Raw genomic sequence first — 16,603 nt, forward strand, 5'->3', positions numbered from 1 at the left:
TATGGGAACTAAAATGTTCTCCATGCATGCCATTTCATGAATTGTGGTTGCAATACAGGCCTGCGTTTTTACGATTGCCCAACCACGCTCATGACTGAGTGGAGGAGCCATGCGTTTAAATACATCCGAACCATCAGATCAGTTATATGTGTTATTGATTAGCGTACATGGCCTGATTCGTGGCGAACAGCTTGAATTAGGCGTGGATGCCGATACCGGCGGTCAGTGCACCTATGTGCTGGACTTAGCCAAAGCAATGGCTGAACATCCAGCAGTGGGCAAGGTAGATTTAATGACGCGCCTGATTGAAGATCCAGACGTGGCTGCCAACTATGCGCAGGCGGAAGAAAAACTCAGCCACAACGCACGCATTATCCGATTTCCGTGTGGCCCCAAACGCTATATGCGTAAGGAAACCTTGTGGCCGCACCTGGACCAGATGGTGGATCGCTGCCTGCATTATTTACGCCAGCAAGGTCGCTTGCCGGATGTCATTCACTCGCATTACGCTGACGCCGGTTATGTCGGCCGCCAGCTCTCGATGTTGCTAGGTATTCCGCTTATCCACACCGGGCATTCACTGGGTAAACCCAAGCAGGAAAAACTGCTCTCCAGTGGCCGCAAGGCCGCCAATATTGAAAAGCAGTTTAACTTTTCGCGACGCATTGCCGAAGAGGAGGCACTGATCCAGCATGCGTCCATGATAGTAACCAGCACACGGCAGGAAGTGGAACTGCAATATGGCATGTATGCGCAACCAGATGCTAAAAAATTCAGGGTCATTCCGCCAGGCACCGATACCTCACGCTTTTCACCGCCAGGTCGGCGGCCGATCGCAGACAGTGTAGAGCAAAGCATCGCTCGCTTCTTAGAAAATCCCAAAAAGCCGATGATTCTATGTATCTGCCGACCGGAGATGCGTAAAAACATCCAAGGCCTGGTGGCCGCTTATGGCAATCACCCTGCCCTGCAAAAGCGTGCCAACCTGGTGCTGGTCGCAGGTAGCCGGGAGAATATCCGTGACCTTGAAAAGTCACAGGCAGCAGTGCTCAATGAATTACTGCTGGATATTGATACCTATGACCTGTGGGGCAAAGTGGCGATCCCCAAAAGCCATGCGCAAGAAGAAGTGCCTGAGCTTTACCGACTGGCGGCCAAAAGCCGCGGCGTGTTTATCAATGCTGCCTTTACTGAGCCATTTGGGCTGACGCTGCTGGAAGCCGCCGCCTGTGGCTTGCCAGTGATTGCGCCAGATGATGGAGGCCCGCGTGACATCCTGGCTAATTGCCATCACGGCTTGCTGGTAGATACACTTAATAGCGATGCCATCGCCGAAGCGCTATTGTCTGCACTCTCCGACAAGCCACGCTGGCGCAAATGGGCCAAGAGCGGGGTATTAAACGTCAAGCGCCACTATACCTGGGCGGGTCACGTCAACAAATACGTCAAGGAGGTCCGCTCTCTATTGCGCAAGCAACGTAAGAACCTGCGCAAACAGCAGGTCGCGTTGCATAGTGGCAAATCAGTGATCCCCCTCGCGCAGCATGCATTTATCACCGATATCGATAATACCTTGCTCGGCCAGCGTGACGGGCAGGAAGCGTTGGTGCAATGGCTGATCGACAATGTCGGCTACACCATTTTTGGCATTGCTACCGGCCGTCCGCTGGAGAGTGCGATCGATATATTGCGCAAAAACCGCATCCCGATTCCTGATGTGCTGATCACTTCGGTCGGCTCAGAAATCCACTATGGCGTACGCCGTATTCCGGATATTGGCTGGGCCAACCATATCCGCCACTTATGGCGGCGCGACGATGTGGTCAAGGCCATGCAAGAGATTGCGGGGATACGTCTGCAGACGGCTGAAAACCAGCGGGAATTCAAAATCTCTTACCTGGTGGACCCACAAACCATGCCCGCAGTAGAAAAAATCAGTCAGCATTTACATGCCCACGGTTTGCATGCACAGATCATCTACTCGCACGGTGAGTTTCTTGACCTGCTACCCATACGTGCCTCCAAGGGACACGCCATCCGCTACCTGTCCTATAAATGGGGCTTACCATTGGCCAGTTTCCTGGTCTCTGGCGATTCTGGCAACGACATTGAAATGCTGGTGGGCGATACCATGGCAGTAGTGGTTGGCAATTACAGTGAAGATCTCACCCACCTGAAAGGAGTACCACGTATTTACTTTGCCCAGGCGCAATATGCACATGGCATTTTAGAAGGCATGCAACACTATAAATTCGGTGTGAACCGCAGCAAAAACCAAGACGCCATCTCTGAGGAAGCTTAATTATGTATGAGCAAATTTCGCATTCTTTGCTGAACGACATCCTGACGCAATGTAAGCAACCCAAAGGCGAAGATTGGCAGCATTTCTATACCCGGCTGGGCGCCAATTTTTATGCCATACATTCCCTGTTTCAACACTTGTATGGCCAACGAGAAGACTTTAAAGCACAGCTGGGCAAGCTGGTGACCGTGCTGACGCAGCAATACGCACAGCGGGCCGCACACCTGAGAGCCAAGGATCTCGAACGCGAAAAGAACCATGACTGGTTCATGCAGCAAAAGTGGGTAGGCATGGCCATGTATTGCCAGGGCTTTGCTGGCAACCTGGCCAATATGCGTGAAAAATTGCCTTACCTGCAAGAACTGGGCATTAACCTGCTGCATATTTTGCCGATTTGCGACTGCCCAGAGCTACAGAACGACGGTGGCTATGCCGTACGTGATTTCAGGCAAATCGATGTGCGTAACGGCAGCATGGCAGACCTGGAACAGTTAATCGCCGCCATGCAACAATCCGACATGCTGCTGACGCTGGATGTGGTGGTCAACCACACCTCGGATGAACACGCCTGGGCCAAACAGGCCAAGCTTGGCGATCAGCAGTATCAGGACTACTACTATATGTACCCTGACCGTACGATCCCGGATATGTTCGAGGCCGCCATGCCCGAAGTGTTTCCCGAAAATGCACCGGGCAGTTTCACCTGGAACCCAGACACCGGTAAATGGGTGATGACGGTGTTCAACCAATATCAATGGGACCTCAACTACAGCAACCCGGCGGTCCTGGTTGAAATGGTAGACATCATTTTATTCTGGGCCAATAAAGGTGTGGATATTCTGCGTCTGGATGCAGTGGCTTTTTTATGGAAGAAAATAGGCAGTAGCTGCCAGAATGAACGCGAAGCACACCTGATTCTGCAATTGCTCAAGGACTGTTGCCAGGTCACGGCCCCCGGCGTGATCTTCATTGCTGAAGCGATTGTGGCACCGATTGAGATCATCAAATATTTTGGCGAGGACGCCATTAATGCCAAAGAATGCGAAATCGCCTATAACGCCACTTTGATGGCACTGTTGTGGGATGCGGTTGCCACCAAGCAGACCGTGCTGCTGACCAAAGGCGTGGAAGACCTGCCAGAAAAACTGGACCGAGCGACCTGGCTCAATTACGTGCGCTGCCATGACGACATCGGCCTCGGTTTTAGCGACCAGGCGATTATTGCAGCCGGATTCGAGCCCGTCTCCCACCGCCGCTTCCTGGTCGACTACTACACCGGCCATTACCCTGAATCCAATGCGCGTGGCTTTGCCTTTGGCGTGAATAAAAAAACGGGAGATGCCAGAATCTCTGGTGCGCTCGCTTCACTGGCCGGACTGGAAACTGCCCTCGCCAACCAGGATCAGCCTGCGATAGACAACGCTGTCCTCACGATCGTCCTGCTACATAACCTGATCATGTCGTTTGGCGGCATTCCGCTGCTCTATTATGGTGATGCGGTAGGCACCTTGAATAATGACAGTTATCTGCAAGATGAAAACAAAATGCACGATAACCGCTGGGTACACCGGCCAACACTGGATTGGGAGGTGCTAGCACTGAAAAATGAACCAGGCAGCGTGCAACAGCGGCTGTTCAGTCAAATCAAGCAACTGATTGCTATCCGCAAGGAAATTTCCGCTTTTGCCGATTTAAATAACCGCGAACTAATCGCGCTTGATAATCCACATTTATTCGCTTTTCACCGTTATGTGCAAACTGGCATGCACCCAAAAGTGGTGGTCATTGCCAATTTTGATACCTCGCCACAAACTGCGCCTTTGCAGGCATTTAGGCAAAAAGGCTTGTTTAAAACCCCGGTCTTGACTGAGTTATATAGTGGTCAAACACTGTCTACCGATACAGACAGCATCACCATCCCACCCTTAACCGCTTACTGGTTATCGACTTAAATCACTTGAAAGGAATATAAAACACAATGTCTTGGCTTACTTATTTGGGCATCGAAAATCCGACTGAAATGCTGGCACTGGTTAAAACCCTGCTACGCATTTTTGTCATTGTCGGCGTCGCCTACTTTCTCAACCGCCTGAGCAAACAACTGATTGTCAAACTCAGGGACCAATTGAACGCACGCAGTGCTGACAATATTGAAGAGATTAAGCGCATGAATACGCTGAGCATGGTGCTGCGTTACATCGTTACCACCGTGATCATGGCCATTACCATCGTTGAGATATTACATGAGCTAGGCATTTCCATCGCGCCCGTACTGGCGGCGGCAGGCGTTGTCGGCCTGGCGGTCGGTTTTGGCGCGCAAAGCCTGGTCAAGGATTACTTTAATGGCTTTTTCCTGCTGCTGGAAAACCAGATCCGTAAAGATGATGTGGTTGAGATTGCCAATAAATCAGGCCTGGTGGAGGAAATTACGCTACGTTATATCAAGATGCGTGATTACGAGGGCAATGTGCATTATGTGCCCAATGGCCAGATCACTACCGTCACCAACCGCTCACGCGATTTTGCCTATGCGGTGATGGATATCCGCGTCGGCTATGATGAAAATATCGCCAAGGTCATGCAGATCATGCACGAGGTTGGCGCCAGCATTATGCAGGATACGCAATTGCAGGACAAAGTACTGGATAAGCTGGATATTGCCGGGGTCGACAATCTGGCAGAATCTGCAGTGATTATTCGCTGCCGCATGAAAGTAAGGCCTTTGGAACAATGGGCGATCAAGCGTGAATATTTAAAACGGATTAAAAACGCATTCGATGCGCAACAGATTGAAATTCCGTTCCCGCATCTCACTGTTTATCAAGGCCCAACGGCCGAACCGCTGGCGGCTTAATAAAAAAAGCGGGCACCATGCCCGTTTTTTTATTACCGCTGAACTTGCCGTTTTTGCCTGTAACGGTAAGCCAGCAGAATGATAATCCCAGCCACATTCGGCCACCAGATATACCAGTGAGACCATGGAATACCATCCACTTTAAAGTCAGAGATCGGCCAGAACATCGGCGTGGCAAAGTATTGCAGGCTGTGAAATGGAAAGTCCAGCGTAATATGAAACGGCCAGGCCAGCATGGCAAAGGCAATATCTTTACGCCAAACAGCCACCAGGCCGATCACGGCAAAGGCAATCACAAAGCTGTGGCCAACCGTGTAAGCCGGGTAAATCCAGCTGGGTAAGGTAGCCAGCGCTGGCTTACCTAAGCTGTAATTGCCTTCAATCACCCTTAATAACAGCAAGGCACCGAAAGAAATCAGGTCAGGCATGGCCCCCATAAGCGCAGCAAATTTAGGATATTTGCGAAAGCCAAACAGGCCATATCCCCATAACGCGTGACTAAAGGTGTCCATGCTTTTCTCCGAAGAATTAAGCAGCCAGTTGGCGGATGACTGCGGCGAGTTGCTCAGCCTGTGCTTGCACCAGGCCCTGGTTCAAGCCTTCGACCATGACACGGATTTTGGGCTCGGTGCCAGACGCACGCAGCAATACGCGGCCTTCACCATTCAAGGTGGTTTCCGCCTGCTTGACGGCAGTTTGTACGGCATCCTGGTTCAAATCCAGCTTTTGTTTGGTGGTGACATTAATCAGCACTTGCGGATACAAGATCAAGTCTGCGCCCAGTTGCTGTAGTGTTTTACCACTTTCACGCACGGATTGCAGCACTTGCAACGCCGCAATAATGGCATCGCCGCTGGTATGTTTATCCAGCGTCAGGATATGCCCGGAATTTTCCCCGCCCAGTTTCCAGTTTTTATCCTGCAATAATTCCAGCACATAACGATCACCGACTTTGGCGCGGCCAAATGGAATCTGATGTTTTTGCAGGGCATGTTCCAGGGCCAGATTGGTCATCAAGGTACCGGCGACGCCCCCTTTGAGCTTGCCTTTGGCATACAGGCCCATGGCGATGATATACAGCAACTGGTCGCCATCGAGCAGGTTCCCGGCACCATCCACCATCATCACACGGTCACCATCGCCGTCAAAGGCGATGCCAAGGTCGGCTTGATGCTCAACCACGGCTTTTTGCAAGGCCTGCGGGTGCGTAGAACCCACGCCTTCATTAATATTCAGACCATCCGGCTGGTTGCCAATAGCAATCACATCGGCGCCCAGCTCATGGAATACCGGGGGGGCCACGTGGTAAGTCGCGCCATGCGCGCAATCCAACACGATTTTCAGGCCACGCAAGTCCAAATGGTTAGGGAAGGTACTTTTACAGAATTCCACATAACGGCCAGCGGCATCATCGACGCGCTTGGCCTTGCCCAATTGCGCTGACTCCATCACTTGCATGGGTTTAACCAACTCAGTTTCTATCGCATGCTCAATATCATCTGGCAACTTGGTGCCTTGTGCAGAGAAGAACTTGATGCCGTTATCGTAATACGGATTATGCGAAGCCGAAATCACAATCCCAGCCTGCGCACGCAAGGCACGCGTCAGGTAAGCCACCGCAGGCGTTGGCATGGGCCCGGTCAGCAACACATCCACCCCCGCTGCCGACAAGCCTGCTTCCAGCGAAGCTTCCAGCATATAGCCAGAAATACGCGTATCCTTACCAATCAGTACCGTTGGGCGTTTGCCTGCTGGCAAATGCTCATGGCTGGCTAATACGCGCCCGGCAGCATAGCCCAGCTTCATAACAAACTCAGGCGTAATCACGGACTCACCCACACGACCACGAATACCATCGGTACCAAAATACTGTTTACTCATCGCTCTTATCCTTCTCTTGCTTATTCTTTTATCTATTTGTTTATTGCAACGCAGCAACCACTTTGAGTGCTTCCACGGTCGCCTTGACATCATGCACACGTAATAAATGTGCACCCTGCATGGCACTGATTACCGCTGCAGCCACGCTGGCATGCAAGCGTGCATCGACATCATTACCGGTCATTTGCCCTAATACTGATTTACGCGACAATCCGACCAGTAAAGGACAATCCAGGTCCAGCAACTGGGGTAAGGCTTTGGCTAATGCAATATTGTGCGCGCGGGTTTTGCCAAAACCAAAGCCAGGATCTAACATGATGCGATCCTGCGTAATGCCTGCAGTCAGGCATGCATCCCGCTGCTCACGTAAGAACTGTTTTACCTCAGCCACCACATCCTCATAATGCGGTTCGAGTTGCATGGTTTGCGGTGTGCCCTGCATGTGCATAATACACACACCGACATCACTGTTAGCCACGGCCTCTAAGGCCCCCGCCTCCTGCAAGCCACGCACGTCATTGACCATGCTGGCGCCTGCAGCAATCGCGGCACGCATGACCTCGGGTTTGTAAGTGTCTATCGAAATCGGCACAGGAATATCGCGCGCAACCAATGCTTCAATCACCGGGATCACGCGCTGCAGTTCTTCCGACAACGGCACTGGCGTCGCATTCGGCCGCGTGGACTCACCACCAATATCCAGTACTGCAGCGCCCTGCTCTATCAGAGTAAAGGCATGTGCCACGGCAAAATCCACCTGGTTAAACTGGCCACCATCGGAGAAAGAGTCTGGCGTGACATTGATAATCCCCATGACCTTGGGCGTATCCAAATCGAGGCGAAAACGGCCACAGTGAAATTGCATGTGCGATTGATTTTCCAAAAAATAAAGGCTGGCAAATGCCAGCCTTGTTATTTTAACTGAAAGCCCGGTTGCAAAATACCCGGTTAATCAATGTTAGGGATTACTTTCAGTGTCATCACCTTTTGCCGTGGGTTGCGGCGTCGGGTTTACCATGGTGCCTGACCCACTACCACCTGAGCTCACAGTTGGGCCATTTTTAGGCTTAGGTGCACGCACTGGCAAACCAGCCATAATGTCATTCACCTGATCGGCATCAATAGTTTCAAAATCCATCAAGGCTTTGGTCATGGCTTCAACTTTATCGCGGTTATCTTCCAGCAATTTGCGGGCGATACCATATTGCTCGTCCAGAATGCGGCGGATTTCAGCATCCACTTTTTGCTGAGTGGCTTCAGACACCGTACGCGAAGACATGCTGCCCATCCATGAGTCTTGCTCGCTGCCGGCATACACCATCGTACCCAATGTGTCTGACATCCCGAACTTGGTAACCATATCGCGTGCCATTTTCGTTGCACGTTCAAAGTCGTTCGACGCACCGGTAGACATCTGATTCATGAAAATTTCTTCGGCAATACGGCCACCGAACAAAATCGAAATATCTTCCAGCATCTTGTCTTTGTAATTGCTGATACGGTCGTGCTCAGGCAATTGCCAGGTCAGGCCCAACGCCCAGCCACGCGGCATAATCGTCACTTTGTGCACCGGGTCGGCTTTTGGCAACAGCTTAGCCACCACTGCATGACCAGACTCATGGTAAGCCGTGTTCAAACGCTCTTCTTCACGCATGACCATAGACTTGCGCTCAGGACCCATGAAGATTTTGTCTTTGGCATCTTCAAAGTCCTGCATGTCGACAGTGCGCTTGTTACGGCGCGCAGCAAACAAGGCTGCTTCATTCACCAGGTTAGCCAAATCCGCACCGCTGAAACCAGGTGTACCACGGGCAAGGATGTCCGCTTTCACGTCCGGATCAATCGGCACCTTACGCATATGCACATTCAGAATCTGCTCGCGGCCTTTGATATCTGGCAAGCCCACCATCACCTGGCGGTCAAAACGGCCTGGACGCAACAAAGCTTTATCCAGTACATCGGCACGGTTAGTTGCAGCAATCACAATCACACCAGAGTTGGCTTCAAAACCGTCCATCTCCACCAGCATCTGGTTCAGGGTTTGTTCACGCTCATCATTACCACCGCCAGTACCGGCACCACGATGACGGCCAACGGCGTCGATTTCGTCAATAAACACGATACAAGGCGAGTTTTTCTTGGCGGTTTCAAACATGTCACGCACACGCGCAGCACCGACACCGACAAACATTTCTACAAAGTCAGAACCGGAGATACTGAAGAACGGTACTTTAGCCTCACCCGCAATGGCGCGTGCCAGCAAAGTTTTACCTGTCCCTGGCGGGCCAACCATCAATACGCCACGTGGAATACGGCCACCCAGTTTCTGGAATTTGCTTGGGTCTTTGAGGAACTCAACCAGTTCAGCCACTTCTTCCTTGGCTTCATCGCAACCGGCCACATCAGCAAACGTCGTGCTGTTGTTAGATTCATCTAATTGACGCGCCTTGCTCTTGCCAAATGAGAATGGACCACCGCCCTTGCCGCCACCTTGCATCTGGCGCATAAAGAAAATCCAGACGCCGATCAGGAGAATCATCGGGAACCAGGAAACGAAGATGCTCATGAGCATGGATTCATGCTCTTCTGGTTTGGCTTCGACGATCACATTGTTTTTCAGCAGGTCAGACACCAGCCATGGATCAGAAGGCGTGAAGGTATCGTAGTTTTTACCTTCGTTGGTCGTCACATGTAATGAGCGGCCATCAATCTGGACTTTTGCAACACGGCCATCCCTGACCTCTTGCATAAACTGTGAGTAAACCACTTGACCACTACTTCTGCCGGTGCCGTTAAATTGATTAAATACCGTCATCAGCAACAAAGCGATCGCTACCCAAATCGCGATATTTTTCAATAGATTATTCAAGGTGGTTCCTTAATTTAAAATCGAAAGGCAGGGAAGTCCCTATCTGGAACAATGGAGGCAAAACCAAACTTTTCAAGCCTTTGATGGCATTGTATACCCAATTTTTTGCTTATGCGACGAAACTAAACGCAAAAAAGCATTGCAATTCAAGGTTTACGTTGCAATCCCAGCAAATACACTTCACTGCTGCGATCACGCGAGGCTTTGGGTTTACGTGTCACCACTTTTTCAAATTGGCCACGCATTTGCTTCACAATTTCCTCAAATCCGCTGCCAATAAATACTTTGACCAGGAAATTGCCCCCCGGTTTCAGCCATTGCTGACAAAAATCCAGCGCCAGCTCGGTGAGGTAGGTCGCGCCCGCTTGGTCAACATCTTTCAACCCACTCATATTCGGCGCCATATCGGCAATCACCAGATCCACCGGTTTGCCATTGAGAGAAGCCTCCAGTTTCTTGAGCACCACCTCTTCACGAAAATCGCCGCAAATAAACTCCACGCCGGGAATCGGGTGCATGTCCAGAATATCCAGCGCAATCACCCGCCCCTGACCTTTGATACGTTGCATCGCGACCTGTGACCAGCTCCCTGGGGTGGAGCCCAAGTCAACCACTGTCATACCGGGCTTAATCAGTTTGTCTTTGTCGTCAATCTCCAGCAACTTATACGCAGCGCGTGCGCGATAGCCTTCTTTTTGCGCGCGTTTCACGAACTCGTCGTTCAAATGTTCCTGCATCCAGGCTTTGCTGGTTTTAGAGGGTTTCATAGGGGGAATTCCTGCTTCATGCTAAAATACTGATTGTTATCAAGGAAATTTTTGCATGCAATTAAACAGCAAACAAATCGCTTATTTACGTGGCCTGGCACACAATTTAAACCCGGTTGTCATGATAGGCAACAATGGCCTGACAGACGCCGTCTTAAAAGAAATTGATGTCAGCCTCAACGCGCACGAACTGATTAAAGTACAAGTGGCCGGCGATGATCGCGAACTACGTAAATCATTGCTGACTGACATTGCGGATAAAACCAGTGCAATTGCCGTGCACCACATTGGCAAACAATTGGTGTTTTACCGCGCCAGCGAAACGGTTAAGGCTTCTGCCAAAATCGTGATTCCAAAGCTGTAACATTAAACTACATAATAAAAAACGCGCTACTGAAAGCGCGTTTTTTATTTGTGCCTAGCTGGATTTAATCACCAGCCAGACACCTAGTAAACACTCGACCAGGTAGGCAATACTGGCAATACCGTGCCAGGTTTTAAAACGGCTGGCGAACACGCTTTGCATCACATCATTGGGCAAGGCACTGGCTTTTAACTGCGCCAGCAGCGGCTGTATGCCAAACTCGCCGATCAACACCAGCACCCACATCAGGAACACCACCCAGAACAAGCCCTGCTTGAACGCGGAGAAGCCATCATTTGCCAGGCGCTGAATAAGCAACCACAAGCCACTGGCCAAACCGATATAACTGACGATGGTAAACAATTTTCCAGCCACCAGGCCTGCCAACTGGCGATCAGGAATAGTTTGGAACAGGACGCTGGCGGTAATGGCCGTCATCCATAATGCCCCTACCCACGCTGTGAGTAACAGCGGGCTAATCCAACCGGTCAGTCCTGCTTGTTTGGCCATGGCCATGCACTCCTAAATATAGAGCACTTCAATAATTTCGTACTCTTTCACACCACCTGGTGACTGCACTTCAACCACTTCGCCTTCGGACTTGCCAATCAGGCCACGCGCAATTGGCGAGCTGACAGAAATCTTGCCATTTTTGATGTCAGCTTCATCTTCGCCAACGATCTGATAGGTTTTGGCATCGCCTGAATCCAGATCTTCAAAACGCACGGTTGCACCAAACACGACGCGGCCTTCCGCGTTCAACATGGTTGGATCAATGATTTGCAAATTAGACAGCTTACCTTCCAGCTCGGAGATACGGCCTTCAATAAAGCTCTGACGCTCTTTGGCAGATTCGTATTCAGCATTCTCGGACAAGTCACCCTGCGCACGCGCTTCAGCAATCGCCTGGATAATATTCGGGCGATCTACCGCACGCAAACGTTGCAATTCTTCTTTGAGCAATTCTGCACCAAGCACGGTGACAGGAATTTGATGTACTGCCATGTTGAAATACCTTCAAAAAATGAGTATAAAAAAAATAAACCACACCCGAATGAGCGTGGCTTATTTCAAATATCAATTAAGCCAAGTTTAAGTTAAGCAAGGCGTTTGTGCAAGTCTTGCACAGAATAGACATTCATGTCCTTGCTTTGCGCCATGCCGATACATGCGGCGCGTGCACCTGCCAGGGTCGTGTAATAGGTGACCTTGTTTTGCAGGGCGCTGCGACGAATCTCATAAGAATCGGTAATGGCTTTCTTATCTTCAGTCACATTGACAATCAAGCTGATCTCATCGTTCTTGATCATATCGACAATGTGCGGCCTGCCTTCGGCCACTTTATTCACTGGCGACACGTCCAAACCTTGTTCTGACAGGGCACGAGCCGTGCCTTTAGTCGCCACCAGGGTGAAGCCCAGTTTGACCAGGTCTTTGGCGATGTCGATTACTTTGGCATGGTCTTCGTTGCGCACGCTGATAAATGCTTTGCCGCCAGTTGGCATTTTCACCGAAGCACCCAGTTGTGATTTCACAAATGCTTCAGCAAAGGTCGTACCCACGCCCATGACTTCACCGGTAGATTTCATTTCTGGTCCCAGAATGGTATCTACCCCCGGGAACTTGATGAACGGGAACACGGCTTCTTTGACTGAGTAATAAGGTGGCACCACTTCTTTGGTCACCCCTTGTGATTTCAGTGATTGGCCAGCCATGCAACGCGCGGCAATCTTCGCCAGTTGCAAGCCACAGGCTTTGGAGACGAACGGCACCGTGCGTGAGGCACGCGGGTTCACTTCCAGCACATAAACGACTTCGCCCTGCTCGGTATTCTGCACGGCAAACTGTACGTTCATCAGCCCCTTCACGCCCAACGCTTTGGCCATTTGCACGGTTTGCTTGCGCAACTCGTCCTGCAGGCTGTCGCTCAGGCTGTAAGGTGGCAATGAACAGGCAGAGTCGCCTGAGTGCACACCGGCTTGCTCCACGTGCTGCATGATACCGCCGATCAACACGTCTTCACCGTCGCTCAATGCATCCACGTCGACTTCAATCGCGTCATTGAGGAAACGATCCAGTAATACCGGGGATTCGTTAGACACTTTTACCGCCTCGCGCATATAGCGCTCGAGCTGGCTTTGCTCATGCACGATTTCCATCGCACGGCCACCCAATACATAAGATGGACGCACCACCAATGGGTAACCAATCTCAGTCGCCAGGCGAATCGCCTCTTCTGGCGCACGTGCAGTACGGTTAGGTGGCTGTTTCAGGTTGAGGTTGTGCAACATCTGCTGGAAACGCTCACGGTCTTCCGCACGGTCAATCGCGTCTGGAGTGGTACCAATGATAGGCACACCGGCCTTTTCCAGGTCACGCGCTAATTTCAATGGTGTTTGACCGCCGTATTGCACAATCACGCCCACCGGTTTTTCAATATTGACGATCTCGAGTACATCTTCCAACGTGACTGGCTCGAAGTACAAACGGTCAGAAGTATCGTAATCGGTAGAGACGGTCTCCGGGTTACAGTTCACCATAATGGTTTCGTAACCATCTTCGCGCATGGCGAAAGCCGCGTGTACACAGCAATAGTCAAACTCAATACCCTGGCCAATACGGTTAGGGCCACCGCCCAATACCATGATCTTTTTGTTATTGGTTGGCTGTGATTCGCACTCTTCTTCATAAGTGGAATACATATACGCCGTGTTGGTGGCGAACTCTGCCGCACAGGTATCCACGCGTTTGTACACCGGACGCACATTCAGCGCCTGGCGGAACGCGCGCACCGCATGTTGGTCGGTGTTCAGCAATTTAGCCAAACGGCGGTCAGAGAAGCCTTTACGTTTGAGTCTGAACAAAGTTTCCTTGTTCAAATCTGCCAATGATTTTACTGACAGCGACTGCTCCAACTTGATGATTTCTTCAATCTGCACCAGGAACCAGCGATCGATTTTTGTGATGTCGAAAATCTCGGCAACGCTCATGCCCAAACGGAAGGCGTCAGCCACATACCAGATACGCTCAGGACCTGGCTCGCCCATTTCCTTGACGATGCGGTCTTTGTCATCGGTCACAGAATCCAAGCCATCTACGCCCACTTCCAGGCCACGCAGGGCTTTCTGGAAGGATTCCTGGAAGCTACGGCCCATGGCCATGACTTCGCCTACAGACTTCATCTGTGTGGTCAGGCGGCTATCGGCCTGCGGGAATTTCTCGAACGCAAACCGTGGCACTTTGGTCACCACATAGTCAATCGATGGCTCAAACGAAGCAGGCGTCTGACCACCCGTGATTTCGTTGCGCAATTCGTCCAGGGTAAAGCCCACCGCCAGCTTGGCGGCCACTTTGGCAATCGGGAAACCCGTGGCTTTAGAAGCCAGGGCGGATGAACGCGACACACGCGGGTTCATTTCGATCACGATCATGCGGCCATCGTCCGGGTTGATGGCGAACTGCACGTTAGAACCGCCGGTATCCACTCCGATTTCACGCAGCACTGCCAAAGAGGCATTACGCATGATCTGGTATTCTTTGTCGCTCAAGGTTTGCGCTGGCGCGACAGTGATACTGTCACCCGTGTGCACACCCATCGGGTCCAGGTTTTCAATCGAGCAGATGATGATACAGTTGTCCGCTTTGTCGCGTACCACTTCCATCTCATACTCTTTCCAACCCAGCAGTGACTCTTCAATCAGCAATTCGTTAGTTGGTGAAGCATCCAGGCCACGCTCGCAAATCGCGATAAATTCTTCGCGGTTATAAGCAATCCCGCCACCGCTACCACCCATAGTGAATGAAGGACGGATAATCGCCGGGTAACCAATCGTTGCCTGCACTTGCAAGGCTTCTTCCAGGCTATGCGCAATGGCAGAACGTGCAGAACCCAGACCGATTTTGGTCATGGCTTCTTTAAATTTCTGGCGGTCTTCCGCTTTATCAATGGCTTCTTTAGAAGCACCAATCAGCTCAACATTGAATTTTTGCAAGACGCCATGCTTGTCCAAGTCCAACGCACAGTTGAGTGCAGTTTGGCCGCCCATGGTTGGCAGCAAAGCATCAGGACGCTCTTTCTCGATGATCTTTTCCACCATCTGCCAGGTGATTGGCTCGATGTAGGTTGCGTCGGCCATTTCCGGGTCGGTCATGATAGTCGCGGGGTTTGAGTTCACCAGAATGACGCGATAACCCTCTTCACGCAAAGCCTTACAGGCTTGCGCACCAGAATAGTCGAACTCACAGGCCTGCCCAATGACAATGGGACCGGCACCGATAATCAGAATACTTTTAATGTCAGTTCTTTTTGCCATTAGATGGACTTTCTTTCTTGCATTAACTGGATAAAGCGGTCAAACAACACGCTCATTTCTTGCGGGCCAGGGCTTGCTTCCGGATGACCCTGGAAGCTGAATGCTGGCTTGTCTGTACGTGTAATACCTTGCAGGCTGCCATCGAACAAGGACACATGCGTCACCTTGACATTGGCTGGCAAGGTGGCAGGATCAGCCGCAAAACCATGGTTCTGGCTGGTGATATACACGCGCTTGCTTTCAACATCCTGCACCGGATGGTTAGCGCCGTGGTGACCAAACTTCATCTTCAGGGTTTTAGCGCCGCTAGCCAAAGCCAGCAACTGGTGACCCAGGCAAATACCAAAAGTTGGGATACCTGTATCAACCAGTGTTTTAATCGCGCTAATCGCGTAATCGCATGGCTCCGGGTCACCGGGGCCGTTAGACAGGAAAATACCATCAGGTTTGTAGGCCAGCGCTTGCTCAGCAGTTGCCTGCGCTGGCAAGACGGTGACTTTACAGCCACGGGAAACCAGCATGCGCAGAATGTTACGTTTGACACCGTAGTCAAAGGCCACCACGTGGAACTGCGCGTCAGCTGTTTTGCTGAAGCCAGAACCCAATTGCCACTCGGCTTCTGTAAACTCGTAAGGCTGGGTACAGCTGACCACTTTGGCCAGGTCCATACCTGCCAGGCCTGGGAAACCATTCGCCAGGGCCAGGGCTTGCGCTTCATCAACAGATTCACCCGCCATGATACAGCCCGCTTGTGCGCCTTTTTCGCGCAGAATACGGGTCAGTTTGCGGGTATCGATATCAGCAATGGCCACCACATTATTGGCATTGAGATAATCGGAGAGATTTTGTTCACTGCGGAAATTGCTTTCCAATAAGGGCAAGTCACGAATAATCAGACCCGCAGCATAGACTTTGCCTGACTCGACATCTTCACTATTGGTACCGTAGTTACCAATGTGCGGATAAGTCAGTGTCACAATTTGTTCGGTGTAGGATGGATCAGTCAGAATTTCCTGATATCCGGTGATAGATGTATTGAACACCACTTCACCGACCGTATGACCGGAAGCGCCAATGCTAATGCCCTTAAAAACAGTTCCATCTGCTAACACTAAAATCGCTGGAATTGTTTTTGACACCTTTAGCTCCTTAAGTTTGATACGAAACACATCGTTTAGAGGGTTCATCGCATCGCCAGAAACCGGGTTCAAGCTGCGGTGAATAGATGTGCAAAACGGGAAAAGCTTTTTGGA

General features: G+C 51.0%; 13 protein-coding genes. 4 read left to right on the plus strand and 9 right to left on the minus strand.

All coding sequences use genetic code 11. The features are described from left to right. The first annotated feature begins 109 nt into the window (after positions 1 to 109). Genes ACIDE9_RS04025 through ACIDE9_RS04035 form a run of 3 tightly spaced genes read left to right on the plus strand, consistent with a single transcriptional unit; the run spans position 110 to position 5,156 of the window. Positions 110 to 2,302 carry an HAD-IIB family hydrolase gene (locus ACIDE9_RS04025; RefSeq protein ID WP_411992904.1) on the plus strand — a complete coding sequence of 731 codons (2,193 nt, stop codon included), beginning with the start codon at positions 110 to 112 and terminating at the stop codon, positions 2,300 to 2,302. 2 nt (positions 2,303 to 2,304) lie between these two features. After that, positions 2,305 to 4,254, plus strand: a complete 1,950-nt coding sequence (locus tag ACIDE9_RS04030) for an alpha-amylase family protein (protein ID WP_411992905.1) — start codon at positions 2,305 to 2,307, stop codon at positions 4,252 to 4,254. Between the two features lie 26 nt (positions 4,255 to 4,280). Beyond that, the gene (locus ACIDE9_RS04035) at positions 4,281 to 5,156 is read left to right on the plus strand and encodes a mechanosensitive ion channel family protein (protein WP_411992906.1); all 876 of its coding nucleotides are present in this window, start codon (positions 4,281 to 4,283) and stop codon (positions 5,154 to 5,156) included. A 32-nt stretch (positions 5,157 to 5,188) separates the two neighbouring features. On the opposite strand, the gene ACIDE9_RS04040 is transcribed toward ACIDE9_RS04035, so the two are convergent. The 5 genes from ACIDE9_RS04040 to rlmE all read right to left on the minus strand — a co-directional run bounded on the left by ACIDE9_RS04040 (position 5,189) and on the right by rlmE (position 10,673). After that, positions 5,189 to 5,668 carry a hypothetical protein gene (locus tag ACIDE9_RS04040; RefSeq protein ID WP_411992908.1) on the minus strand — a complete coding sequence of 160 codons (480 nt, stop codon included), beginning with the start codon at positions 5,666 to 5,668 and terminating at the stop codon, positions 5,189 to 5,191. A gap of 16 nt (positions 5,669 to 5,684) precedes the next feature. Further along, positions 5,685 to 7,037, minus strand: coding sequence for a phosphoglucosamine mutase (gene glmM, locus ACIDE9_RS04045; protein WP_411992910.1), 1,353 nt, complete (start codon positions 7,035 to 7,037; stop codon positions 5,685 to 5,687). A gap of 40 nt (positions 7,038 to 7,077) precedes the next feature. Further along, positions 7,078 to 7,902, minus strand: coding sequence for a dihydropteroate synthase (gene folP / locus ACIDE9_RS04050; protein WP_411992912.1), 825 nt, complete (start codon positions 7,900 to 7,902; stop codon positions 7,078 to 7,080). Positions 7,903 to 7,995: 93 nt separating this feature from the next. Continuing rightward, the gene (gene ftsH, locus ACIDE9_RS04055; RefSeq protein ID WP_411992913.1) at positions 7,996 to 9,906 is read right to left on the minus strand and encodes an ATP-dependent zinc metalloprotease FtsH; all 1,911 of its coding nucleotides are present in this window, start codon (positions 9,904 to 9,906) and stop codon (positions 7,996 to 7,998) included. 146 nt (positions 9,907 to 10,052) lie between these two features. Beyond that, positions 10,053 to 10,673, minus strand: coding sequence for a 23S rRNA (uridine(2552)-2'-O)-methyltransferase RlmE (rlmE, locus tag ACIDE9_RS04060; RefSeq protein ID WP_411992915.1), 621 nt, complete (start codon positions 10,671 to 10,673; stop codon positions 10,053 to 10,055). 55 nt (positions 10,674 to 10,728) lie between these two features. Here rlmE and yhbY point away from each other — a divergent pair, with 55 nt between their 5' ends. Next, on the plus strand, positions 10,729 to 11,037 hold the full coding sequence (gene yhbY, locus ACIDE9_RS04065; protein ID WP_194742801.1) for a ribosome assembly RNA-binding protein YhbY: 309 nt from the start codon (positions 10,729 to 10,731) through the stop codon (positions 11,035 to 11,037). A 54-nt stretch (positions 11,038 to 11,091) separates the two neighbouring features. On the opposite strand, the gene ACIDE9_RS04070 is transcribed toward yhbY, so the two are convergent. The 4 genes from ACIDE9_RS04070 to carA form a co-directional block, all read right to left on the minus strand. After that, positions 11,092 to 11,547: a DUF4149 domain-containing protein gene (locus tag ACIDE9_RS04070; protein WP_411992917.1), complete on the minus strand. Its 456-nt coding sequence runs from the start codon at positions 11,545 to 11,547 to the stop codon at positions 11,092 to 11,094. A gap of 12 nt (positions 11,548 to 11,559) precedes the next feature. Beyond that, on the minus strand, positions 11,560 to 12,042 hold the full coding sequence (gene greA, locus ACIDE9_RS04075) for a transcription elongation factor GreA (protein WP_194754134.1): 483 nt from the start codon (positions 12,040 to 12,042) through the stop codon (positions 11,560 to 11,562). Positions 12,043 to 12,134: 92 nt separating this feature from the next. Further along, positions 12,135 to 15,350 (minus strand): carbamoyl-phosphate synthase large subunit, encoded by a 3,216-nt coding sequence (gene carB, locus ACIDE9_RS04080; RefSeq protein WP_194754133.1) that lies wholly within the window; start codon positions 15,348 to 15,350, stop codon positions 12,135 to 12,137. Next, positions 15,350 to 16,489 (minus strand): glutamine-hydrolyzing carbamoyl-phosphate synthase small subunit, encoded by a 1,140-nt coding sequence (gene carA, locus ACIDE9_RS04085; protein WP_411992919.1) that lies wholly within the window; start codon positions 16,487 to 16,489, stop codon positions 15,350 to 15,352. Before carA ends, carB begins: the two co-directional genes overlap by 1 nt. Positions 16,490 to 16,603: the final 114 nt, after the last annotated feature.

It is taken from the genome of Methylophilus sp. 'Pure River' (assembly GCF_046765995.1).
Lineage (GTDB): Bacteria > Pseudomonadota > Gammaproteobacteria > Burkholderiales > Methylophilaceae > Methylophilus.